Consider the following 23,244-nt stretch of genomic DNA (forward strand, 5'->3'; position numbering starts at 1 on the left):
TAATCTCATGGCGTTGATTCGAGTCAGTTCACCCCATCTTCACAAACCTGCCAGCACATCCGACGTGATGCGTTTGGTGGTGCTGGCAACCTTGCCGGGCGTGTGTGCGATGACGTTCTTTTTTGGCTTTGGCACCCTGATTAACTTGGTTCTGGCCACAGGTTTAGCACTGGCGTTTGAAGCCGCGTGTATCAAACTTCGCAAACGCCCTGTTCGTTTTTACCTAACCGACTATTCAGCGGTTGTGACAGCTATCTTGCTGGCGCTTTCCCTGCCGCCATTTGCTCCTTGGTGGCTGACTACCGTTGCGGTCTTTGTGGCGATTGTGATTGCCAAACAGATGTATGGCGGCATGGGACAAAACCCCTTTAACCCAGCCATGATTGCGTATGCTTTGGTGCTGATCTCCTTCCCGGTTGAAATGACCCGCTGGAGCGCCCCATTTGTTTTGCACGGCGAGGGTTGGAATGTCTTAAGCTTTACCGACACACTAAGCCTTATCTTTGGTGGTTGGGATAACACCGCCGATGCCTTTACCTCAGCAACCCCTTTGGATGTGATGCGCCACCGTGGCGGCGAAACGACTCAAGAGGTCTGGCGTAGCTCCGCAGTTTTGGCCAACATCGGTGCTTGGCACGCCGTCAGTGCGGCCTATGTGATGGGTGGTATCTTCCTGTTGTACAAGAAGATCTTCACTTGGCACACCCCGCTCTCCATGCTGGCGTCCTTGTTTGTATGCTCGCTGGTGTTTTATGTGATCTCGCCAGACACATACGCCGACCCTATCTTCCACCTTACCGTGGGCGCCACCATGCTGGGTGCGTTTTTTATTGCCACCGACCCGGTATCCGCGGCCACCAGTAACATAGGTAAAATCTGGTACGGTGTGGGCATTGGCGCTTTGGTGTTTGTGATCCGTACTTGGGGTAACTACCCAGATGCCGTTGCTTTTAGCGTCTTGATCATGAACCTTGCCGCGCCGTTTATCGACCAGTACACCCAGCCTCGTACCTATGGCCACAAAAAGGCCAAGCGCGGTATTAAGGAGTAAACGATGGAATTACTAACGTCGTTAAAGAAGAACACCCTTGGTATCTCGATCTTTGCGGTGGTGACCGCAGGGCTAATCGCGATCACGCAAGTAATGACCGCTGATCAGATCGCCGAGAACAAGCGCAATGAAGAGTCCCGAGCCCTTCATGAAATCGTGCCTGAAGGAGCAACGGATACAGACCTTGTCAGCAGCAAGATGACCATCAGCGCTCCGGAGCTGGGTTACCAGACCGCTTCCGTGTATCAAGCCATCAACAATGGCAAAGTAGATACGGTTATTTTGCCGGTGATCACACCGGAGGGATATTCTGGAAATATCTCGCTTATTGTCGGCGTGAATGCTGATTCAACCGTTGCGGGCGTCCGGGTTTTAGCCCACCAAGAAACACCCGGGCTTGGCGATAAAATTGATCTGAAAAAATCGGATTGGATCACCACATTTGATGGAAAAACGTTAAGTGGCCCTGTAGATCAAAGCTGGGCCGTCAAAAAAGACGGCGGCGAGTTTGATCAGTTTACCGGCGCTACCATCACACCGCGTGCCGTAGTAGGTGCGGTTGGGATGGCGATCCGTTTTTTTGATTTGCACAAAGAGGAGTTGCTGACGCCTGTCACGACGACGTCGGCCCCGAAGGAGGCCTCACAATGAGCATTAATTACCGCAAAATAACGACCGACGGTTTATGGACCAACAACCCAGCCCTCGTGCAGCTGTTGGGTCTGTGCCCTCTTTTAGCGGTAACCGCATCAGTGGTTAACTCGTTAAGTCTGGGCATTGCCAGTATTTTGGTACTGACTGGCTCCAACCTGACCGTCTCTTTGTTCCGGAAGTTTGTACCGGAAGCCGTGCGCTTACCGGTGTTTGTAATGATCATTGCCTCTTTCGTAACGGCCACAGAGCTGCTTATGCAGGCGTTAACCTATGAGCTGTATCTGATTCTGGGGATCTTTATCCCATTGATCGTGACCAACTGTGTGATCATGGGCCGCGCCGATGCGTTTGCCTCAAAAAACCCAGTTAAAGCCTCGCTGCTGGATGGCTTTATGATGGGTCTTGGTTTTACCGTGGTCTTGGTCATCCTCGGCGGTCTTCGCGAGGCACTCGGATCTGGTACCTTATTTGCTGATATGCACCTGCTGTTTGGCCCGATAGCCGAACACTGGAAGATCACCCTGATCGACGATTACAAAGGCTTCTTGTTCGCCATTTTGCCGCCAGGCGCCTTTGTCGGCATGGGCTTGTTGATCGCGCTTAAAAACGTCATTGATGACAAAATCAAAGAGCGTGAGAAAAAGCAGCAAGTGATTATTTCCGATAAACCCGCTGAAAGTCGTCGTGTGCGCGTCACCGGCAACATTAGCTGAGTTATGTATTGAATTTGCAGCGCTTTTTTTTATACTGTCCTGTAGATCCCTACAGGACAGAGGCCCCCTGCTTTGAAAGAAGCCATCCCCGTTGTTATCTGTGACGACTCCTCTTTAGCGCGAAACCAAATGGCTCGCTCGTTAAAGGGTTGGAACGTCGACATTACCTTTGCTCAGCATGGTCTTGAAGCGATTGAGGCGATTCAAGATGGCAAGGGACACTTGATGTTCCTCGACTTGAACATGCCGATCATGGATGGCTACCAAACGCTTGAGCGGATTCAACGCGATGACCTCCAAACCCTTGTTTTGGTTGTGTCGGGCGACATTCAACCGGACGCTGCCGCGAAAGTGAAAGAACTGGGTGCGCTTGATTTCATCAAGAAGCCGATCAATTCCGATGTACTGCGCGATATCCTGTACCGCTATGGTCTGCTTCACGAGCTGACCTCTGACCAAGAGCCTGCGCCTGTCTCGGCCTGCGATGTCGCGGTTGATCTTCAAGCCTACTATCAAGAGATTGCGAACGTTGCCATGGGCCGTGCGGGTGACCGCTTGGCGCGTTTACTGAATGTCTTTGTCCAATTGCCAATCCCACGGGTGCGACTGATCTCGATCAGTGAACTTGAGATGACGTTGCAGACTCACATTCAACGTGAGCACAGCGCAACGGTTAGCCAAGGGTTTGTCGGCGCCGGTATCGCCGGTGAGTCATTACTGATGTTCACCGAATCCAGCATTCACGATATGGCTAAGCTGATGCAGGTTGAAGGGGATTTAACTGAGGCCGCCGAGCGCGAAACCTTGATTGACTTGTCCAACATCCTAAGCGGTGCGTTTATGAACAGCCTCGCCACCCAACTGGATGTAAACTTCAGTCAGAACTCACCAGTCATCATCGGACTGAATGGTCATCTACCCGATCTGAAGACCGATCACCCTGCTTGGGATAAAACACTGTCGATTGAAATCAGTTATCGCATCAGTGAAATGAACATTACTTGCGATCTTCTGTTACTCTTTACAGAAGATTCTTTATCAGCTTTGAATGAGCGCGCACGGTTTTACGAATGAACATGAGCGAACCCTCGGATATCTTAGATCTCCACCTGCAGTTGGGGTTACTACAGACACTGGATGTCGGCCTTGTGGTCGTTGATCGCGATTACAACATCAAGCTCTGGAACGTGTTCATGGAGAACCACTCTGGGATTCGATACCTAGACCTGCAAGATCAACAGCTCTTTGAAGCCTTCCCGGAGCTGCCAACCCAGTGGTTCAAGCACAAGGTGGACTCGGTTTTCTTGCTGAAAAACCGATCCTTCATCACTTGGGAACAACGCCCTTACCTGTTTCAGTTTAAGAGCTACCGCCCAATCACAGGTGAAGCTGCGTACATGTATCAGAACGTCACCCTGATACCGCTGACCTCACCCTCCGGTGAAACCAACCACATTGGCATTCTGATTTACGATGTCACCGATACCGCCGTCAGCAGCCGCGCGCTCGAGTCGGCTAACCAAAAACTGCGCGTATTAAGCGAAACCGACCCACTGACGGGCTTGTATAACCGTGGTTTCTGGGAAGCACGCCTCAAAGAGGAGTTTGCTCGCTTTTCTCGCTCGCAAGCGCCTTCCAGCTTAATCATGCTGGACATCGATTTCTTTAAGAAGATTAACGACCAATACGGCCATTTGGCTGGCGACGTCGTCCTTAAAAACATCTCTTTGATTCTGACCGAAGCAACCCGGGCGACCGACTTTGTCGGCCGATATGGCGGCGAAGAGTTTGGCATCTTATTAACGGACACCCGAGCCTCCCAAGCGAAGGTTGTTATTAATCGCATTCAAGAGCGTATCCGCGCGACACTTGTGGATGCCGATGGCCATAAGATTCGCTATTCGATCAGCTTAGGACTGACCGAAATCCACCCTATGTTCCAGAGCCATGAGCAGTGGATTAAACTGGCCGATGAAGCACTGTACCAATCCAAAGAGAACGGTCGTAACCGCATGACCATGCTGAGTCCGGATTAACCGGCCGCTGACCGCTTCTTAAATGCCTCTTGCCGCGTTTTTGTTTACACTAAGGGCTAATGACATAGAACCTTATAAAAACGCGGTATGAACCAACAAAAACGCTTTGAGATTTTTAGCCGCTGGCAAGCGGACAACCCCCACCCTACCACCGAGCTTGAATACACCAACCCCTTTGAGTTGCTGATCGCCGTTATCTTATCGGCACAAGCAACGGATGTTGGCGTTAATAAAGCCACGCGCAAGCTGTACCCTGTTGCGAATACGCCAGAGGCGATCTTAGCTTTAGGCGTTGACGGATTAAAAGAGTACATCAAAACCATTGGACTCTTTAACAGCAAAGCCGAGAATGTGATTAAAACCTGTCAGATGCTGGTGGAGCTTCACAACTCCGAAGTCCCAGAAACCCGTGAGGCGCTGGAAGCCCTTCCCGGTGTTGGACGCAAAACCGCTAACGTTGTCCTCAACACGGCGTTTGGACAGCCTACTATGGCGGTAGATACTCATATCTTTCGAGTCTCCAACCGAACTGGCATCGCGCCCGGCAAAAACGTATTGGAAGTGGAAAAGAAGCTTCTGCGTTTTGTGCCCAAACCGTTTTTAGTGGATGCCCATCATTGGCTCATTTTGCATGGTCGCTATGTATGCACAGCCAGAAAGCCAAAATGCGGCAGTTGTATGATTGAAGATTTGTGTGATTTTAAGGATAAAACAGAGCCTGTTTAATACTTTATGACAGTTTGTACACTTTTCCCCACTTTCTGTGGATAACTTAGTGGAAAAGTTTTTAACAGATGCCTCTATCCCCCATAATACGGGCATCTTAGTTAAATTGTCCAAATTTCAACCAACACCAAAAAAACAAATAAAATCAATAATCTATATTATTCAATAGGTTTTTTTGCGTTTTTGGTGTTGATTTTTGTTGCGCTAACGATCTTATCATTTTCATGTGGACGAAACACTCACCATGCACACAAATGAGGCATTGAAAAGTGTTTTATTGCTCAAAAATAGGGCTAAATTGGCTTGACTTTAGTAAGTTATACACCGGTGCATAACTCCGCTGCGCCTGTGTACAAGCATGGTTTGCATCATTAACAGGATGACCCCAAACAGGACGATATTTCGATGTAATGGTGTTAGAACAGAAAAGGAGCAGAAAGGAGTCGTGAGATCGGATAAGCAACCCTGCTTGGGTTACTCATCCGGCAGTTCGATCTCGATGTGGGATTTTGGAACGCAGCAGCAAGTCAGGATCTCATCGTCATTAAGATCAACCAAACTGTCTTGGACGTATTCGACTTCACCGTCGAGTAAACGCACCTTACAACAGCCGCAGTAACCACCACGGCAGTTGTATTGCGCAGGTATCTCCTGCGCTTCTAACGAGTCCAGCAGCGTAGGCTCATATTGATAATAAAAGGTATGAAAATGATTTACTTTGATCCGAGGGATGGACATACCTGTCACCTAGAGGTCGAAATCGTCGAAATCGCCATCTTCCACTTCGTTATCAATCTGCCCCACCAAGTACGAGCTGATCTCGGACTCTTGCGGCGCCACCTGAACGTTATCGCTCGATAACCACGCATTCATCCACGGCAGCGGATTTTGACGTGATGGGAACAACTCAGGGAAGCCTAATGCCTTGATACGTACGTTGGTGATGTACTCAACGTAATCGCTCAGGATTTTAGCGTTCAAACCGATGATGGAGCCTTCGCTGAATAAGTAGTGCGCCCAATCCTTCTCCTGCTGCGCCGCTTCTTCAAAGATGCGGATCGCCTCATCACGGCATTCGGCTGCAATCTCTTTAAACTCCGGGTCATCAGCGCCGGATGCCAGCAGGTTTAACATGTGCTGAGTACCGGTTAAGTGCAACGCCTCGTCACGTGCAATCAGCTTAATGACCTTCGCATTACCTTCCATGATGGCGCGCTCTGCAAATGCAAAGGAGCACGCAAAACTCACATAGAAACGGATCGCTTCTAACACGTTCACCGATACCAAGGTGAGGTACAGCTTTTTCTTAAGGTTACGAAGTGTCGCATCAAACTGCTGACCATCAATCGTGTGCACACCCACACCATGCAAGGTGTAAACCGTTGTCAGCTCGATCAGCTCGTCATACAGACGCGTCACGGACTCCGCACGCTTGATGATCTCGGGGTTGGTCACAATCTTATCGAACACTTCAGACGGCTCGGTCACGATGTTACGAATGATGTGAGTGTAAGAGCGGCTGTGAATCGTTTCACTGAACGCCCAAGTCTCAAACCAAGTCTCAAGCTCTGGTAAAGATACGATCGGTAAGAACGCAACGTTAGGCGATCGACCTTGCACCGAATCCAACAAAGTTTGGTATTTTAGATTGCTCAAGAAAATGTGCTTCTCGTGCTCCGGCATGTTCATGAAGTCTTTACGATCTTTACTTAGATCCACTTCTTCTGGTCGCCAGAAAAACGACAGTTGCTTCTCGATCAGCTTCTCGAAAATAGGGTACTTCTGCTTATCGTATCGCGCTACGTTAACACTGTTACCAAAAAACATCGGCTCAAGCGTAGCGTCATGAGTGGATGGTTTAAACGTTGAATAAGACATGATGCGTCAACAATCTAATCAAAATGATCGAGTTGGACGAGTCAGGGAGCATTCACCCGACCCGTCATTGTATTACGTATAGAAGATACGAACCGATTACAGTTTGCAGGCACCGCCTTCACAACCGGAATCCGATTGCTCGTCTTTAGCACCGTCGCGTGTGTTGTGGTAATACAGCGTTTTTAGGCCGTACTTATACGCGGTAAGAAGATCTTTCAGCAGTTGCTTCATAGGCACTTTATCGCCCGGGAACTGCGTAGGATCGTAGTTAGTGTTGGCCGAGATCGCTTGGTCAACAAACTTCTGCATGATACCCACCAATTGCAGGTAACCTTCGTTGCTCGGGATGCTCCAAAGCAACTCGTACTCATTTTTCAATGACGTGTACTCAGGCACCACTTGCTTCATGATGCCATCTTTACTGGCTTTCACCGATACGAAACCACGTGGTGGCTCGATACCATTGGTTGAGTTCGTGATCTGAGAAGAGGTTTCACACGGCATCAACGCGGTCAATGTACTGTTACGCAGACCAAACTCGCGAATATCTTCGCGCAGAGTTTCCCAGAAATAGTGCAAAGGCTCTGCACAGTACTCGTCTACTTCACGCTTGTACGTATCGATAGGCAGCAGGCCTTTCGAGTACGTCGTCTCGTTAAACAATGGGCAAGGGCCCTGCTCTTTTGCCAGCTGGTTCGATGCTTTCAGCAAGAAGAACTGAATCGCTTCAAAGGTTTTATGCACCAAGCTGTTCGCAGAGCCATCGGAGTAACGCACACCATTCTTCGCCAGGTAGTAAGCAAAGTTGGTCACACCCACACCCAGCGTACGGCGGTTCATGGTCGCATTGCGCGCTGCAGCGATTGGGTAGTCTTGGTAATCAAGCAGACTGTCGAGCGCACGAACGATCAAGTCCGCTAGGTTTTCAAGCTCGTCCAGATTGTCCAAAGCACCTAAGTTAAACGCCGACAGCGTACATAGTGCGATTTCCCCGTTCGGGTCGTTCACATCTTCCATTGGCTTGGTCGGCAGCGCGATCTCAAGGCACAAGTTAGACTGTTTTACCGGTGCAACGGCAGGGTCAAATGGGCTGTGAGTGTTACAGTGGTCGACGTTTTGGATGTAGATACGGCCTGTAGAAGCACGCTCAGAAGCCATCAAACCGAACAGTTCAACCGCCTTGATGGTTTTCTTACGGATGCTCGCATCTTGCTCGTATTGTACGTACAGACGCTCGAACTCGTCTTGATCCGCAAAGAAAGCATCGTATAGACCCGGCACTTCGTGTGGGCTGAACAGAGTGATATCACCACCCTTGATCAGGCGCTGGTACATCAACTTGTTGATCTGTACGCCGTAGTCCAAGTGACGAACACGGTTCTCTTCAACACCACGGTTGTTTTTCAGAACCAGCAGTGATTCCACTTCCAAGTGCCAAATAGGATAGAACAGAGTGGCCGCGCCGCCGCGCACACCGCCCTGTGAGCAGGACTTAACCGCTGTTTGGAAGTGCTTATAAAACGGGATACAACCTGTGTGGAACGCTTCGCCGTTGCGAATCGGGCTACCAATCGCACGAATACGGCCCGCGTTAATACCGATACCGGCACGCTGCGATACGTATTTAACGATGGAGCTTGCCGTCGCGTTGATGGAGTCCAGACTATCGCCGCACTCGATCAATACACAAGAGCTAAACTGACGCGTTGGTGTACGAACACCGGCCATGATCGGAGTGGGCAACGACAGCTTAAATAATGAGGTCGCGTCGTAGAAACGCTTAACGTAGTCCAAACGCGTGTCTTTCGGGTAAGACGCAAACAAACACGCCGCTACCAGCATGTACAGAACCTGCGGGCTTTCGTAGATGTCGCCTGTCACACGGTTTTGAACCAGATACTTCCCTTCCAGCTGCTTAACCGCGGCATAGGAGAAGTTCATATCGCGCGAGTGTTCAAGGTAGCTGTTTAGCTCGTCAAACTCTTCGCGGGTGTAATCTTCGATAAGGTGCTTGTCGTAACGGCCAGTTTCGACCATGCCAGATACGTGATCGAACAGGTGTGGCGGTTCGAAGTTACCGTATGCACGCTTGCGCAGGTGGAAGATCGCCAAGCGCGCTGCCAAATATTGGTAGTCTGGCGCCTCTTCGGAGATCAAATCCGCAGCGGATTTGATCAGTGTTTCATGGATGTCGGAAGTTTTGATGCCTTCGTAAAACTGGATGTGGGCCTTTAACTCGATTTCCGAGGGAGATACATTGTCCAACCCCTCAGCAGCCCAGATCAACACTCGATGAATTTTTTCGAGGTCAATCAATTCTCGGTGACCATCCCGTTTCGTTACCATCAAATTTTGCTGCATAGCGATGTTCTTCCGCTCCGTGTTGTAGTAAGTCGCTCGTTGTCAATAAAAAGCGCTTGAAAACAGGTAAAAAAACCAAGGTAAGCCGGCTGTCGTTAACGAACGATTCAGTCCCAATCAAGTTGTGGTCGAAATTCAACCAACCCACAATATCTTGTACAGCCAGAAACTTCAGGCACTAAATATAGAGATAACTAGCTGTATTTCAACTCTTGATTTTCACCCATAACTATGCCGGATTTCGGCCGCTTTTGAGATCGATTCTCAGCCAGCCCAGTGCTCATGGGCCACTGAGGGTTTTAGCGTCCAGTAGGGGCAATTATTAAGAATTTTTTTCACTTTTGAGAAAATTAAAATTCATTCCATTCATAGGAAAAAAACCGAAAAAAATGCGTCAAAAACCATTTACAGGGCGATGCGTAAGGGCTATTATTTGCGCCCTCTTCTGGTGAGGTTCCCGAGTGGCCAAAGGGATCAGACTGTAAATCTGACGCGCAAGCTTCGGTGGTTCGAATCCACCCCTCACCACCATTTTTAAGCAGCTCTGCTTAACTCTTTACCCAACACTGATCTCAGAACACACCTCATCTCTTTATCCGATGTGTCGTTTCGATTCGTCTGCGTTATTTGCTTTCGATGATTGAAGCGGTTTCGTAGCTGCCCGGCTGGAAATAGCGAAGCACCGCTTGCTTACGGTAGTCCGACGGTGTCATCCCTTTTAAGGTGTAGAAGCGTCGATTAAAGTTCGCGATGTTGTTAAAGCCCACTTGGAAGCAGATATCGGTAATCGACTCATTGGTGCCCACCAGCCGCTCACACGCACGGTTGATGCGAAGGTTGTTCACAAACTCGATAAAACGAATGCCCGTACTGCGCTTAAAGAACTTCGAGAAATAGGTCGGCTTCATACCCACCTCTTGAGCGACATCTTCAAGCGTGATGCCCGCTTGGTAATGCGCCATGATGTAGTTGACCGCAACGTTCACCCGATCGATCGCGGTTTCATCGAGCATCGGGTCAAATGAGGTCGAAGACAGCAAGCGATAATCGGTTTCGCGCGCTAGGCGCTCCAAAATTTGAAACAGAATCACCAAACGCGAAAACCCAGTAGTACGAGCTGCGGTTCTAAACAATGGCTCTACCGAGCGGGCGACGGCCTCTGTGAACATAATCCCGACACTGGCGCGTTTTAACAGCTCGTCCAACATCGATATTTCGGGGATCACGCTTTTGCAGTTTTGGATAAAGTCCCCCGAAAACTGCAGCAGCATATCCCGAAGCGGCGCGGGTTGATCCTCATCAAGACGGCTGATCCAATTGTGCGGAAGGTGCGGCCCTGTCAGCACCAAGTGCATCGGCGAGAAGTTTCCGATGTAATCCCCGACAAACATCTTGCCGGATGTGGCAACGATTAAATGTAACTCATACTCTTTATGGCAATGCCAACGGATCAGCGGCGAGTCTGCGCCGTGTTGCAGATAACGAACCGAACCATCAAAGCTGGTATCGGACAGCTCCAACTCCAGCTTGAATGAGGTATCGGGCGTTAGATCGGTACGCTTGTTCATCGTCGCCCCCCTTTTCTTATTAGAATCAGTTTAACGCATTCGGGTACTGCGTGCGCAGTTGATCCAGATATCGCTGGTACGCCTGCTCATATTCTTGGTTCGCCACCAAAGATGGAACTGCAGACTTAGCCGGGTTTAAGTGGACGAATTGATCACACAGATCATTTAACGAAGTCGCCTGGCCTTGTGCATGCTGATCACACCACACCGCCTGTATCGCCGCCCCAAGCGCGGCCGCTTCTTCGGTTTCGGGGCACACCACTTTAGCATTGCACAGGTCCGCCATCAGCTGACGCCAAAAGGCGCTTTTCGAACCACCACCGATTAAGCAAATGGTTTCAGCGCTGATGCCACCCTCGCCTAAGCGGTCCAGACCATAGCGTAAGGTATAAGACACCCCTTCGATGGCCGCCCGACACAGGTTTTCGGGGGTCATGTTTTGTGGGTTGATCCCCGTAAGGTTGCCTGTTGCGTTCGGCAAAGCGGGCACACGCTCGCCGCTTAAAAACGGCAACATGGTGATGCCAGAGGCTCCAATCGAGCTTGCTTTGATGGCACGATCAAAGGCATCTAAGTCATAGCCAAATAAGCCCCGCACCTGATTCACCACGCCTGTTAAGTTCATGGTACAGATCAAGGGCAACCAACCGTTGGTCGATGAGCAAAACGGCGCAACCGCTGAGTGCATAGGCTTGGGCGCTTCACTTGAGTAAGCGTATAAGGTGCCAGACGTCCCCAAGCTCATGGTCACCTTGCCATCACAAATGTTACCGGTGCCAATCGCGCCCATCATGTTATCGCCACCACCGGATGAGACGATCACATCCGAGCCTAACCCCAATTGTTTTGCTACATCCGCTTGTACAAAACCGGCACTGGCTTCGGCCTCAATCAGCGGCGGCAATGCATCGGCTAAGGAGGCGGCATCAAAGTGATCAAACACAGCGGTCTGCCAAGTGCGCGCACGCACATCAAAAAAACCGGTGCCCGATGCATCGCCTTTTTCAGCGACAAGCTCACCGGTGAGCCAGTAGTTCAGGTAATCGTGCGGCAACAAGATATGCGCAATCTTGGCAAAGCTCTCGGGGTCGTGCTGTTTAAGCCAAACCAGCTTAGAGACGGTGTAACCGGTGGCAATCGGTAACCCCAACAGCTCAATCGAGCCTTGCTCACCGCCGAGTTGCTCCAGCAACCAAGCGTTTTCTGGGGCCGTCTCGGTATCACACCAAAGCTTGGCGGGGCGAATTACGTCGCCTTTGGCACCCAAAACCACTAAACCGTGCTGCTGACCCGAGACCCCGATACCGCGAATCTCTTTGGGGTTGCAGCCAGACTGCGCAACGCACTGCTCAAACGCACGGATAAAAGCTGACACCCAATCGCTCGGGTGCTGTTCGCGACGGCCGTTCGCATCGCTGATTAACTCATGCGGTGCATACCCCTCCCCCACAACATGCGCTTTGTGGGTATCGAGTAATACCACTTTGGTGCCTTGGGTGCCGCAATCCACTCCGATGTACATAACACGCCCCTCTTGATGGCCTTACAGGCGCTCGCTGATGCGTGTTTGGATCAGGATCTCTAGGCGTTCTTGATCCGCCTCGAACCCCCGAATCCCTTCCGCTAATTTTTCGGTGGCCATCGCATTGCCATTCATCGCTAAGCGAAAAGCCGATTCGGTCAGCGGTGCTTTTAACGCCTCGCCGCCACTGTGATCAAACGGTGTGATCGACTCCGTGTGTTCACTGAGCGCTTCCAACAACGCGGGGCTAATAGTTAGGCGATCACAGCCCGCTAGCGCGATGATCTCTCCGGCATTACGGAAGCTTGCCCCCATCACCACCGTTGGGTAGTTTTGCGCTTTAAAATACCGCTGAATGCGCTGAACCGATTCAACGCCCGGCTCATCTTTAGGGGCGGACTGCACACCGGGGTTCGCGGCTTTGTACCAATCCAAAATGCGACCCACAAACGGGGAGATCAAAAACACATCCGCTTCGGCACAGGCTTGTGCCTGCTCAAAGGCAAAGATCAAGGTAAGGTTGCAGTTGATCCCTTCTCGCTCTAGAACTTCCGCGGCGCGAATGCCTTCCCATGTGGCGGCAAGTTTAATCAGGACTCGCTCTTTAGAGATGCCCGCCGCTTCATAGAGCTGGATCAAGGTACGGGCCTTCACGATGCTCGCTTGCGTATCAAACGAGAGTCTTGCGTCCACTTCAGTCGAAACTCGCCCTGGGACCAGCTCTAAAATCTGGCACCCCATCGCGACGATGAGCGCATCGCACACCGCTTCGAGGCGATCACTATCGGATAAACACTGCTTATTGATGCGATCAATCACCTGATCCAGCACGGTGTCGTACTGGCCAGACTGCACGGCTTTTAAAATAAGTGACGGGTTGGTGGTGGCATCTTCCGGACGGAAACGACGCATCGCTTCTAACTCGCCGGTATCGGCAACCACGGTGCTGTACTGCTTTAATTGTTCGAGTGTGTTCATTGTGTTTAATCCTGACTAGGCTTTCGTCAGTGATAACCCTTTGGTCGATAGATGATTTAATGAAACCAACAAACTGGCATCGCGTCGGTGTGCGATGCTAAAGGCTTCTGGGGTTGGGTGTTTGCGCTCTGGCACCGCAATCACGGTGGCGCCGGCCGCACGCCCTGCGATCACGCCGTTGATCGAATCCTCCCACACCATGCATTGCCACGGCTCTACAAAGAGCCGAGACGCGCACAGCTCGAACACGGCTGGATGTGGCTTGGAGCGCTTTACCTCTGTACCCGAGGTCAGCACGTGCACCGGAAGGTTGTGCGCTTCAACGACGCTTTCGATAAAGCTCATGGGCGATGAAGAAGCAATGGCCGTTGGGATTTTTTGATCCACGCACCAGTGCAGAATCTCTCTTGCGCCCGTGAATAAAGGAGCACGCGGGATGGCCTCACCCATCTGTTCGATCAGGGCATGCCATAGCTGATCCACATCAACACCGGCCTCTGGATAGTCGGCTTTAATGCCCTCGCAAAAGGCGTGTGTACTGCTGCCTTGGTACTTTCGTAACTCGGCGCTGGACAAATCAATGCCGTACAAAGCGCGTACGACATCGGCTTCGACCTGCATCCACACGGGCTCTGAGTCGATCAATAACCCGTCCATATCAAACACCGCGGCTTTCAGCTTATGGCTCATGCAATCCCCTTAGCCAGTTGACAAAGATGAGGCCGAAACGTCGGCCTACTTATTTCAGAAGTGCCTTTAGCGTGGCATGAACGCCTTGGTTTTGCAGCTTATTCAATTGTTGCTGATAAGCCTCGACAAAGGCGGCGCTGTTAGGGAGGTCTTCCCCAAACACATCCTCAAGCGCCAACATGCGTTCAACCACTTTGGACGGATCAGAAATCGCGGCCTGTAAAAGATCCAACTTAGGATCAATCATGGCGTATGCCACACCGTTTTCATCCATGCCATTTAAGTAATGGGTCCATGCGGCCACGATCAGTGCCGTACGGTCCAAAGAGGCACCCGCTTTGATTTGGCGTCGCAGCGTTGGGAACACAAACTTTGGAAACTTAGAGAACCCATCAGAGCAAATACGCGAGAGCTGATCGCAAATCGCCAGGTTGGAGAACCGCTCAATCAAGGTATCTTTGTAGTCGGTCAGATCAATCCCTGGGACTGGCTTTAAGCGTGGTGTGACATCCTCATCCATATAGAGACGTACATACTCACGAAGGATCGGGTCTTCCATTGTTTCGTGGGCAAATTGATACCCAAGCAAGGTACCTAAATAGGTCATGGCCAAATGCGCCCCGTTCAGAAGGCCGATTTTCATCTCCTCGTAGGGGGTTACATCGTCCGTAAACTGCACGCCGACCTCTTCCCACTCGGGACGGCCTGCACAGAATTTATCTTCCACCACCCACTGCAAGAAAGGCTCGGCCACCACAGGCCAAGCATCCACAATGCCGGTCTCTTCTGTGAGTTGCGCCTTGTGGGCTTCGCTGGTCATAGGCGTAATGCGATCCACCATGGCGTTGGGGAAGGTGACGTTCTCACTCATCCAATCATGAAGGTCGGTGTCTCGTAGTGCGGCATAACCGAGCACCGCCTTGCGCACAACATCGCCATTGTGCGGCAGGTTATCGCACGACATCACGGTAAATGGGCCAACCCCTGCATCTCGGCGACGCGCAAGCGCTTCGGTGATCAAACCAAACACCGTTGAAGGTGACTCTGGGGTTTTAAGGTCCGCTAGGATATCGGGGTGATCGTGCTTGAACTCCCCTGCGCTGTCGTCGGTGTAATAGCCGCCTTCGGTTACGGTCAAGGATACGATACGCGTGCTGGCACTGGACATCATCGCAAGCAGTGCATCGCGCTGATCCTGCACGACTAAGCAATCCTTAATCACACCCACCACTTGGATGGACAGATCATCGGTATCGCCAAGCTCATACAGGGTGTACAGATAATCTTGATCAGCGAGCGCGTCGCGCATCTGACGATCCGCCTCTCGCACACCCGCGCCGCAAATCCGCCAATCTAAGGCTTTACCTTGGTTCAGCAATTGTTCGGTGTAGATGGCTTGGTGGGCACGGTGAAATCCGCCCACTCCAAAGTGCACCATACCGACCTGCGAATCAGCTCGATCGTAGTTCGGTTTTAGAATGCGCCGAGGTAACGACGCGCACGAAGATTCAGAGAGTTTCATAATTGTGATACTCATCAAGTCAAGCAGAAGAAAAAGACGCAGGTCTTTGGCCGATTTTGCGATTCGTGAGCCCTGAATCAGCAATCACCAAAGACGCGTCGTAAACCGTTACATCGCCAAGCGCTTAAGCCGCTTCCGAGGTTTGTTTCAGCTTTGGCAGCGCCAAACCGTCCTGATCAAACAAATGGCAATGTTTAAGATCCATCGAAAGGCCAACTTTCTGGCCAAAGCGACCCAGGTAGTCACCCGCTGCGCGCACCGTTAAGGACTCGCCGCTGTCAGCTTCGACATAACAAAAGGTGTCGGCTCCTAAGTGCTCGGTAACCGACAACGTGGCTTTTAAGGCGTGCTCGTTCGCATCCACCAAGGTGATGTGCTCAGGTCGAATACCTAACGTGACCTCATCGCCCACCTGCAAGGTGGAGCCATTGAACGGCAAATCGAATCGATGTCCGCAACCCATCATGATCGACACGCCAGAGCTACTGGTTTGGTTAACGCGCCCTTTCAAAAAGCCCATTTTTGGCGTACCGATGAAACCTGCGACAAATTGGTTAACCGGGTTGTGGTAAAGCTCAAGTGGAGAGCCCACTTGCTCGATATGACCACCGTTTAACACCACCACTTTGTCGGCTAAAGTCATCGCCTCGACTTGGTCGTGGGTTACATAGATCATGGTGGCTTTGAGCTCTTGGTGAAGGCGCGCAAGTTCAAGACGCATCTGCACACGCAGCGCCGCATCAAGGTTAGAGAGCGGCTCATCAAAGAGGAAGATTTTAGGGTGGCGGACAATCGCACGACCAATCGCCACACGTTGGCGCTGACCGCCGGAGAGCGCTTTGGGCTTGCGATCCAACAAGTGGCCGAGCTCCAAAATTTCGGCGGCTTCATCTACTTTTTTGTTGATTTCGGCTTTATCGATGCCCGCCAAATCCAGCGCGAAGGACATGTTTTTACGCACGCTCATGTGTGGGTACAGCGCGTAAGTTTGGAACACCATCGCCAAGTCACGTTTGGCCGGGGCTTCGTCGGTAATCTCCCGATCATCCAGATGGATGCTGCCGCTGGTCACCTCTTCAAGGCCTGCAATCAAGCGCAGCAAGGTGGATTTACCGCAACCGGATGGCCCAACAAAGACCACAAACTCGTGGTCGTTGATATCCAGATCGATCCCTTTGATGATGTTGACGTTATCAAAGGTCTTTTTCAGGTTTCTTATTTTCAGATCAGACATGATGTATACCTTTTAGGCCAAGCCCACGCTTGGCCACGTTATGCTTTGACTTACTTCACCGCACCAAACGAGAGGCCACGTACCAGTTGTTTTTGGCTGAGCCAACCGAAGATCAAGATCGGGGCACACGCCAGCGTTGATACCGCTGATAACTTCGCCCAGAACAAACCTTCAGGGCTTGAGTAGGACGCAACCAGTGCGGTTAAAGGGGCGGATTTGGACGCCGTTAAGTTGAGTGACCAGAACGCTTCGTTCCAGCTCAGAATCAAGGACAACAAGACCGTTGATGCCAAGCCACCTTTGGCGATCGGAAGCAACACTTTGACGATCTCTTGGATCGGGGTTGCACCATCCAGACGCGCTGCTTCTAAGATGTCTTTCGGGATCTCTTTAAAGTAGGTGTACACCATCCACACCATGATCGGCAGGTTGATCAGGGTGTACACAATGATCAAACCTGTGCGCGTATCCAAAAGACCGAAGTCTTTGAACAGCAGGTAGATTGGCACCAAGACACCGACCGGTGGCAGCATTTTGGTGGACAGCATCCAGAGCAACGTCGACTTGGTGCGCTTCGTTTCAAAGAAGGCCATCGAGTACGCCGCTGGCACCGCCAGTAACATGCCAAAGAAGGTTGAACCAAACGAGACAATCACGGAGTTCCACGCGTAGCGGAAGTAATCGCTGCGGCTGTCGATCTCAAGATAGTTCTCAAAGGTTGGGGTAAAAATCAGCTGTGGTGGGGAGGCAAACGCATCCAGCTCCGTTTTAAAGCTGGTCAGAATCATCCAAAAAATCGGGAAGAAGACCACCAGCGCCACCAGCCAAGCCAGCGTACCTAACAGGACCGTACGCATTTGTCGGGTTTGTTTTAACGTTAACATTCGCCGCTCCTATTACGCTTTGTCAGTTAGGTTTTTGCCGATCATCCGCACTAGGATGAAGGCCGCTATATTGGCAATCACAACCGCAATCAAACCACCGGCCGATGCCATACCAACATCAAACTGCAAGAGTGCTTGGGTGTAGATTAAGAAGGCTAAGTTGGTGGTTTCGTACCCTGGGCCACCGCCTGTGGTGGTGAAGATCTCGGCAAAGATCGAGAGTAAGAAGATCGTTTCGATCATGATCACCACCGCGATAGGACGCATCAGGTGTGGCAACGTAATGTGCCAGAAGATGGCAATGGGACCTGCACCGTCTAAGCGCGCGGCATCTTTTTGCTCTTGGTCCAGTGACTGCATTGCGGTCATCAACAAAAGCACGGCAAACGGCACCCACTGCCAAGAGACGATCATGATGATGGAGCCCATCGGGTACTCAGCAAACCAGTCGATTGGTTGCGCGCCAAAAAACTTCCACACGGCGGCAAAGACACCCGATACAGGGTGGAGCAATAGGTTTTTCCACACCAAAGCCGACACGGTTGGCATGATAAAAAAAGGCGAGATCAGCAAGACACGGACTATCCCTCGCCCCCAGAAAACGTTATCGACCAAGACCGCGATCAATACGCCCAATACAACGCTGATCGCAAGGACCGCCACCACCAGATACAAGGTGTTCCAGGCGCCTGCTGCAAACCCTTCATCGGTCAAAAAGTAATAGTAGTTTTCGAAGCCAATGAAGGCCTCATCTCCCGGGTACAACAAGTTATAACGGATCACCGAGAAGTAGATCGTCATGGCCAGCGGAACGATCATCCAAACCAGCAGTACCAACACCGATGGCGAAACCATCGCTAGGCTGATGCGGTTTTTCTTTCGCTGCTCGCTTTTTGCAGAGACAGCCGTCCCCGCTGCAGTGGTTGATGAGTCAACCTGCAGGCTAGAAGTATTCATGGTGTTAACTCTTAACGATACGGATGGTCGAAGAGGCCGGGTACTCAGTACCCGGCGATGCACTTCGAAGATTTAGGCTACAACTTACTTGTAGTAACCTGCGCGCTTCATCTGGCGGTCGGTGCTTGATTGCGCACTTTTAAGCGCATTATCAACCGTCATCTGACCGGCCAACGCACCTGCGAACACCTTACCAACCTGTGTACCAATCGCTTGGAACTCAGGGATGGCCGCAAACTGAACACCCACGTATGGGGCGGGCTTCAACGTCGAGTCATTTGGGTCAGCCTTGTTCATAGACTCCAGGGTTTTGGCCGCAAACGGCGCTGTGTCCATATACTCTTGGTTTTCATACGTTGAATGACGTGTACCTGGTGGCACAGCGGCAATGCCGTACTTATCAGCAACAATCTGGCTGTACGCTTTAGACGTCGCCCAGGTAATGAAGGTTTTGGAAGCATCTTTTACATCGGAGCTGACCGGCGTCGCCAATGCCCATGCCCATAACCAACCAGCGCCCTTCTCTGTCACTTGCTTAGGTGCCAATGCAAAACCGACGTTGTCCGCCACTTTACTTTGGCTGGTGTCGGTTACGAAGGAACCTGCAACGGTGGCATCCACCCACATGGCACACTTGCCAGAGTTGAACAGAGCCAGGTTTTCGTTAAAGCCGTTAGAAGAGGCTCCCGGTGGCCCGTAGTTACCCAACAGATCGACATAGAAGGTCAGCGTGTCTTTCCACTCTTTGCCATCAAACTCTGGTTTCCACTCTTCGTTGAACCAGCGTGCACCAAAGGAGTTCGCCATGGCCGACATAAACGCCATGTTCTCACCCCAGCCCGCCTTACCGCGCAAACATACGCCATACTGCTCTTGGTCAGGCTTGTGCAGCGTTTTAGCAAAGTCCATCATCTGATCCCAGGTTGGGCGCTCTGGCATAGAGAGTCCCGCTGCATCAAACAGATCCTTACGGTAGTAAGTCATGGAGCTTTCTGCGTAAAACGGCAATGCGTACAAGGTTCCCTCAGAGGACAAACCGCCTTTTACCGAATCGAAGATATCGTCAACATCGTAATCTGCACTTAAATCACGCACAGGCTCTAACCAGCCTTTCGCACCCCAAATCGGTGCTTCGTACATACCGATGGTCATCACATCGAACTGACCGCCGTCGGTGGCGATGTCTGTGGTCAAACGCTGACGTAAAACATTTTCTTCCAGAACTACCCACTCCAGTTTGATATCTGGGTGCGCTTTTTCAAACTCAGAGGACAGCTCCTGCATACGGATCATGTCGCCGTTGTTTACCGTACCAATGGTCACGGTGGTTGCAGCCAATGCTGAACCGCTGGCTAACGTGATCGCAGATGCCATCAGGGTAGGAATAAAATAGTGTTTCATGAGTAGTCTCTCCGTTACTGGCAGTCGCCAGGGGATTTTTATATTTTTTGTAACTCCTTCAGGGCTCTCCCAAGCTAGCCCTAAAAGTGAGAGCAAGGGCATTACACCTCCTAAGGGCGTAAGTGAACAAATCCAAAATCCACCCAATTTATATACTTTTTTGTACCGATTAAAAAACAACCAATCACATAAAAGTATAAGAAAACCCACTCGCCTTATTAAAGATCAATCACTTACACGACAAATTGATTAAAATTTAATCTATTCTAGGTATAGCGCCAAAGCAGGCACGAAGCAAAAAAATAGCGTATCTAAGCGATAGGTTACGACTTACGTCGAATCAGGCTATTCTTCTAGTCCAGAATGAGGATGGCCAAACAGTCGCTTTCTTCTATACTCTGGAAGCAGATTTTGTTGAAAAAGAGGTTTAATTCCATGCGCTTAGCCGAAATGGAAGGCATCATGCTCAACATTGGCTTGTTTATCTTTGCGGCCTTTGTCTTTTTTATCATTTATGATCTGGCAAAACGCTCTAAAGCGGGCAAGTTTGGCACCATTATTTTGTTTTTGGCGCTGGGACTTGGGCTTGCGGCGTTTATTATCAAAACCATCATTGTTGAGGTGATCGGCATTTAACCCGACCACCACTCAACGTAAGGAGCAATTGTGACTGTTTCAGGTTGGATTACGTTAACCGTTCTAGCGGCCATCGTGTTGTATCTGATATCCATCTACAACCACTTGGTTCGCCTAAACCATAATGTGTCACAAGCCTGGTCCAACATTGATGTGCTGCTTAAGCAGCGCCACGACGAAATCCCAAAGCTTGTGGATACCTGCAAAGCCTACATGCGCCACGAGCAAGACACCTTGCTTAAAGTCACCCAAGCCAGAACTCGCGTTATGAACGCTGCCAACGACCAAAACGTCGCTTCCTTAGGCTTGGCCGAAGGCGCACTGCGCGAAGGGTTGGACCAGCTATTTATGCTGGCCGAGGATTACCCAGACCTTAAAGCGAACGACTCCTTCCAACATTTGCAAAGCCGCATCACCGGTCTTGAGAGCAGCATTGCGGATCGCCGCGAGTACTACAACGCCAGCGTTAATCTGTTGAATGTCCGTGTGGATCAGATTCCAGATCTGTTTATTGCTCGACTGTGCGGTTTTAAACACCGCGCCTTGTTGGAGTTTGCAGCACACGAAAAAGCCGATGTACACATTGGTCAGTTGTTTGGCCGCTCGTGATGATCGCCCTTCTGCCGTATCTGTTTACGCTGGCCATCCCGGTCACACTCTGGTTTGGTTTCCGATACCTTCGGTATTTTCGCTTAATCACGGGCACACCCACAGCGTTAATACGCTCTGCTCATCAGGGTTATGTCGAGGTCATAGGCCACATCACCAACGGTGAAGGCCACACACTGTTTGCCCCGCTTTCGGGGATGCAATGCGTGTGGTATCGCTACAAGGTGGAAGACCGTCACGACCGAAACCAAGGTAAGGTGCGCGAAGGTGAGTCCGATAACTGGTTCACGGTGATGGACGAAAGCGGCACCTGCTTAGTCGACCCAGAAGGCGCTGAAATTCGCCCGGACTTTACCCGCACATGGTACGGCGAAACCGTGTACCCGCAAGATGAAGTGGCACCGGGTGTTCGCTCAAACCCGTTAACTAGTCCCATCGGAGACCTCTCTGGCCCACGGTATAAGTACACCGAAGAGCTCTTGATGGTGCACGAAAAAGTATATCTGCTCGGTGAGTTTCGAAGCGTTGGGGGTGGCCGCCATGTCGAGAGCAGTAACGATCTAAAAAAAGAGGTGATTCAGGAGTGGAAACAAGACTACAACACCCTGCTTGAGACCTTTGACACCAACCAAGATGGCAAAATCGACATGCAAGAGTGGGCCAAGGTACAAGAGGCCGCACACAAGGAAGCCCTTATCCGTCGAGATGCGCAGATCAATGCCCCCTCGACACATGTGTTCATCAAGCCCCGCACCAAAGATAACCCGTATCTGATCTCGACCTTGGATGAGGCGGAATTGGCTAAAAAGTATGGATGGCTAAGTGCTGCCTGCGCCGTCGCCTTTATCATTGAGATTGCGACCATCGTGACCCTTGGGTACTGATTCGATCTGAAATCCCTTATACTCCCCAGCATTGGGCACTCAACACGGTGCCAATCACTTTAAAAACGCCGGTCAAAGAGACGACTCATGGAACAAAAAATCATTAACGTTGGCCAAATCGAAATTGGTAACGACAAACCGATGGTGCTGCTAGGCGGCATGAACGTGCTGGAATCACGTGATTTGGCAATGAAAATCGCGGAAACCTACGTAGAAGTCACACAAAAGCTGAACATCCCTTACGTATTTAAAGCTTCGTTTGATAAAGCGAACCGTTCATCACTGACTTCGTTCCGTGGACCTGGTCTTGACGAGGGTTTAAAAATCCTTGAAGAGGTTAAAAAGACCTTTAACGTCCCTTTGATTACCGATGTACACGAGCCTTACCAAGCGGCACCGGCTGCTGAAGTCTGTGACATCATCCAATTGCCTGCGTTTTTATCTCGCCAGACAGACTTGGTACACGCCATGGCTAAAACCGATGCGGTCATCAACATCAAGAAGGCGCAGTTCTTAGCGCCTCACGAGATGAAACACATCCTGCATAAGTGCGAAGAAGCCGGTAACGATCGTTTGATCCTTTGCGAGCGCGGCACAAGCTTTGGTTACAACAACTTGGTTGTGGACATGCTTGGCTTTAGCGTGATGAAAGAGTTCCTATACCCGATCGTCTTTGATGCGACTCATGCTCTGCAATTACCGGGTGGCCGCTCAGACTCTGCAGGTGGCCGTCGTGCGATGGCTGCACAATTGGCGCGTGCCGGTATCTCTCAGGGGATTGCAGGCTTGTTCCTAGAAGCGCACCCGAACCCTGCCGAAGCGAAATGCGATGGCCCTTGCGCCCTGCCACTGGATAAACTGGAGCCTTACTTGGCCCAGATGAAAGCCGTGGATGATCTGGTCAAAAGCTTTGATCCTTTGATCACGGACTAAGAGCATC

General features: G+C 50.9%; 22 protein-coding genes and 1 tRNA gene. 11 read left to right on the forward strand and 12 right to left on the reverse strand.

Annotated features, from left to right (window positions below; translation table 11 throughout):
* The first annotated feature begins 7 nt into the window (after window positions 1-7).
* The 6 genes from rsxD (at window position 8) to nth (ending at window position 5,180) form a co-directional block, all read left to right on the forward strand.
* Entirely contained in the window at window positions 8-1,051 is a 1,044-nt protein-coding gene (gene rsxD / locus ACXAF9_RS00180) for an electron transport complex subunit RsxD (protein ID WP_475069207.1), read from the forward strand.
* Between the two features lie 3 nt (window positions 1,052-1,054).
* Entirely contained in the window at window positions 1,055-1,702 is a 648-nt protein-coding gene (gene rsxG / locus ACXAF9_RS00185) for an electron transport complex subunit RsxG (protein ID WP_475069208.1), read from the forward strand.
* On the forward strand, window positions 1,699-2,418 hold the full coding sequence (locus ACXAF9_RS00190) for an electron transport complex subunit E (protein WP_475069209.1): 720 nt from the start codon (window positions 1,699-1,701) through the stop codon (window positions 2,416-2,418). Before rsxG ends, ACXAF9_RS00190 begins: the two co-directional genes overlap by 4 nt.
* A gap of 72 nt (window positions 2,419-2,490) precedes the next feature.
* Window positions 2,491-3,492, forward strand: coding sequence for a response regulator (locus tag ACXAF9_RS00195; protein ID WP_475069210.1), 1,002 nt, complete (start codon window positions 2,491-2,493; stop codon window positions 3,490-3,492).
* A 2-nt stretch (window positions 3,493-3,494) separates the two neighbouring features.
* Window positions 3,495-4,454, forward strand: coding sequence for a GGDEF domain-containing protein (locus tag ACXAF9_RS00200; protein WP_475069211.1), 960 nt, complete (start codon window positions 3,495-3,497; stop codon window positions 4,452-4,454).
* A gap of 87 nt (window positions 4,455-4,541) precedes the next feature.
* Window positions 4,542-5,180, forward strand: a complete 639-nt coding sequence (gene nth, locus ACXAF9_RS00205) for an endonuclease III (RefSeq protein ID WP_475069212.1) — start codon at window positions 4,542-4,544, stop codon at window positions 5,178-5,180.
* Window positions 5,181-5,654: 474 nt separating this feature from the next.
* On the opposite strand, the gene yfaE is transcribed toward nth, so the two are convergent.
* The 3 genes from yfaE to nrdA form a co-directional block, all read right to left on the reverse strand.
* Window positions 5,655-5,918 (reverse strand): class I ribonucleotide reductase maintenance protein YfaE, encoded by a 264-nt coding sequence (gene yfaE, locus ACXAF9_RS00210; RefSeq protein WP_475069213.1) that lies wholly within the window; start codon window positions 5,916-5,918, stop codon window positions 5,655-5,657.
* Between the two features lie 9 nt (window positions 5,919-5,927).
* On the reverse strand, window positions 5,928-7,058 hold the full coding sequence (gene nrdB, locus ACXAF9_RS00215; RefSeq protein ID WP_475069214.1) for a class Ia ribonucleoside-diphosphate reductase subunit beta: 1,131 nt from the start codon (window positions 7,056-7,058) through the stop codon (window positions 5,928-5,930).
* A 96-nt stretch (window positions 7,059-7,154) separates the two neighbouring features.
* Complete coding sequence (gene nrdA, locus ACXAF9_RS00220) at window positions 7,155-9,419, reverse strand: class 1a ribonucleoside-diphosphate reductase subunit alpha (RefSeq protein ID WP_475069215.1); 2,265 nt, start codon at window positions 9,417-9,419, stop codon at window positions 7,155-7,157.
* A gap of 447 nt (window positions 9,420-9,866) precedes the next feature.
* Here nrdA and ACXAF9_RS00225 point away from each other — a divergent pair.
* Window positions 9,867-9,950, forward strand: a tRNA-Tyr gene (locus ACXAF9_RS00225).
* Between the two features lie 92 nt (window positions 9,951-10,042).
* Here the strand turns inward: ACXAF9_RS00225 and ACXAF9_RS00230 are convergent.
* The 9 genes from ACXAF9_RS00230 to ACXAF9_RS00270 all read right to left on the reverse strand — a co-directional run bounded on the left by ACXAF9_RS00230 (window position 10,043) and on the right by ACXAF9_RS00270 (window position 20,175).
* Complete coding sequence (locus ACXAF9_RS00230) at window positions 10,043-10,987, reverse strand: AraC family transcriptional regulator (protein ID WP_475069216.1); 945 nt, start codon at window positions 10,985-10,987, stop codon at window positions 10,043-10,045.
* A gap of 25 nt (window positions 10,988-11,012) precedes the next feature.
* A complete protein-coding gene (xylB, locus tag ACXAF9_RS00235; RefSeq protein WP_475069217.1) occupies window positions 11,013-12,509 on the reverse strand; it encodes a xylulokinase in 1,497 nt (498 codons plus the stop codon).
* Window positions 12,510-12,530: 21 nt separating this feature from the next.
* Window positions 12,531-13,487 carry a transaldolase gene (tal, locus tag ACXAF9_RS00240; RefSeq protein WP_475069218.1) on the reverse strand — a complete coding sequence of 319 codons (957 nt, stop codon included), beginning with the start codon at window positions 13,485-13,487 and terminating at the stop codon, window positions 12,531-12,533.
* Between the two features lie 15 nt (window positions 13,488-13,502).
* Entirely contained in the window at window positions 13,503-14,177 is a 675-nt protein-coding gene (locus ACXAF9_RS00245; RefSeq protein ID WP_475069219.1) for an HAD family hydrolase, read from the reverse strand.
* Between the two features lie 49 nt (window positions 14,178-14,226).
* Entirely contained in the window at window positions 14,227-15,699 is a 1,473-nt protein-coding gene (locus tag ACXAF9_RS00250) for a mannitol dehydrogenase family protein (RefSeq protein WP_475069220.1), read from the reverse strand.
* Between the two features lie 124 nt (window positions 15,700-15,823).
* Entirely contained in the window at window positions 15,824-16,933 is a 1,110-nt protein-coding gene (locus tag ACXAF9_RS00255) for an ABC transporter ATP-binding protein (RefSeq protein ID WP_475069221.1), read from the reverse strand.
* A 50-nt stretch (window positions 16,934-16,983) separates the two neighbouring features.
* Entirely contained in the window at window positions 16,984-17,817 is an 834-nt protein-coding gene (locus ACXAF9_RS00260; protein ID WP_475069222.1) for a carbohydrate ABC transporter permease, read from the reverse strand.
* 12 nt (window positions 17,818-17,829) lie between these two features.
* A complete protein-coding gene (locus tag ACXAF9_RS00265) occupies window positions 17,830-18,672 on the reverse strand; it encodes a carbohydrate ABC transporter permease (RefSeq protein ID WP_475069538.1) in 843 nt (280 codons plus the stop codon).
* 186 nt (window positions 18,673-18,858) lie between these two features.
* Complete coding sequence (locus ACXAF9_RS00270; RefSeq protein ID WP_475069223.1) at window positions 18,859-20,175, reverse strand: ABC transporter substrate-binding protein; 1,317 nt, start codon at window positions 20,173-20,175, stop codon at window positions 18,859-18,861.
* Window positions 20,176-20,610: 435 nt separating this feature from the next.
* On the opposite strand from ACXAF9_RS00270, the gene ACXAF9_RS00275 reads away from it, so the two are divergent.
* The 4 genes from ACXAF9_RS00275 (at window position 20,611) to kdsA (ending at window position 23,237) form a co-directional block, all read left to right on the forward strand.
* Complete coding sequence (locus tag ACXAF9_RS00275; protein WP_475069224.1) at window positions 20,611-20,811, forward strand: DUF2788 domain-containing protein; 201 nt, start codon at window positions 20,611-20,613, stop codon at window positions 20,809-20,811.
* A 30-nt stretch (window positions 20,812-20,841) separates the two neighbouring features.
* Window positions 20,842-21,420, forward strand: a complete 579-nt coding sequence (locus ACXAF9_RS00280) for a LemA family protein (RefSeq protein ID WP_475069225.1) — start codon at window positions 20,842-20,844, stop codon at window positions 21,418-21,420.
* Window positions 21,420-22,304, forward strand: coding sequence for a GIDE domain-containing protein (locus ACXAF9_RS00285; RefSeq protein ID WP_475069226.1), 885 nt, complete (start codon window positions 21,420-21,422; stop codon window positions 22,302-22,304). Before ACXAF9_RS00280 ends, ACXAF9_RS00285 begins: the two co-directional genes overlap by 1 nt.
* 87 nt (window positions 22,305-22,391) lie before the next feature.
* Window positions 22,392-23,237: a 3-deoxy-8-phosphooctulonate synthase gene (kdsA, locus tag ACXAF9_RS00290; RefSeq protein ID WP_475069227.1), complete on the forward strand. Its 846-nt coding sequence runs from the start codon at window positions 22,392-22,394 to the stop codon at window positions 23,235-23,237.
* Window positions 23,238-23,244: the final 7 nt, after the last annotated feature.

This window comes from Neptunomonas sp. ABH4_499, from assembly GCF_056160565.1.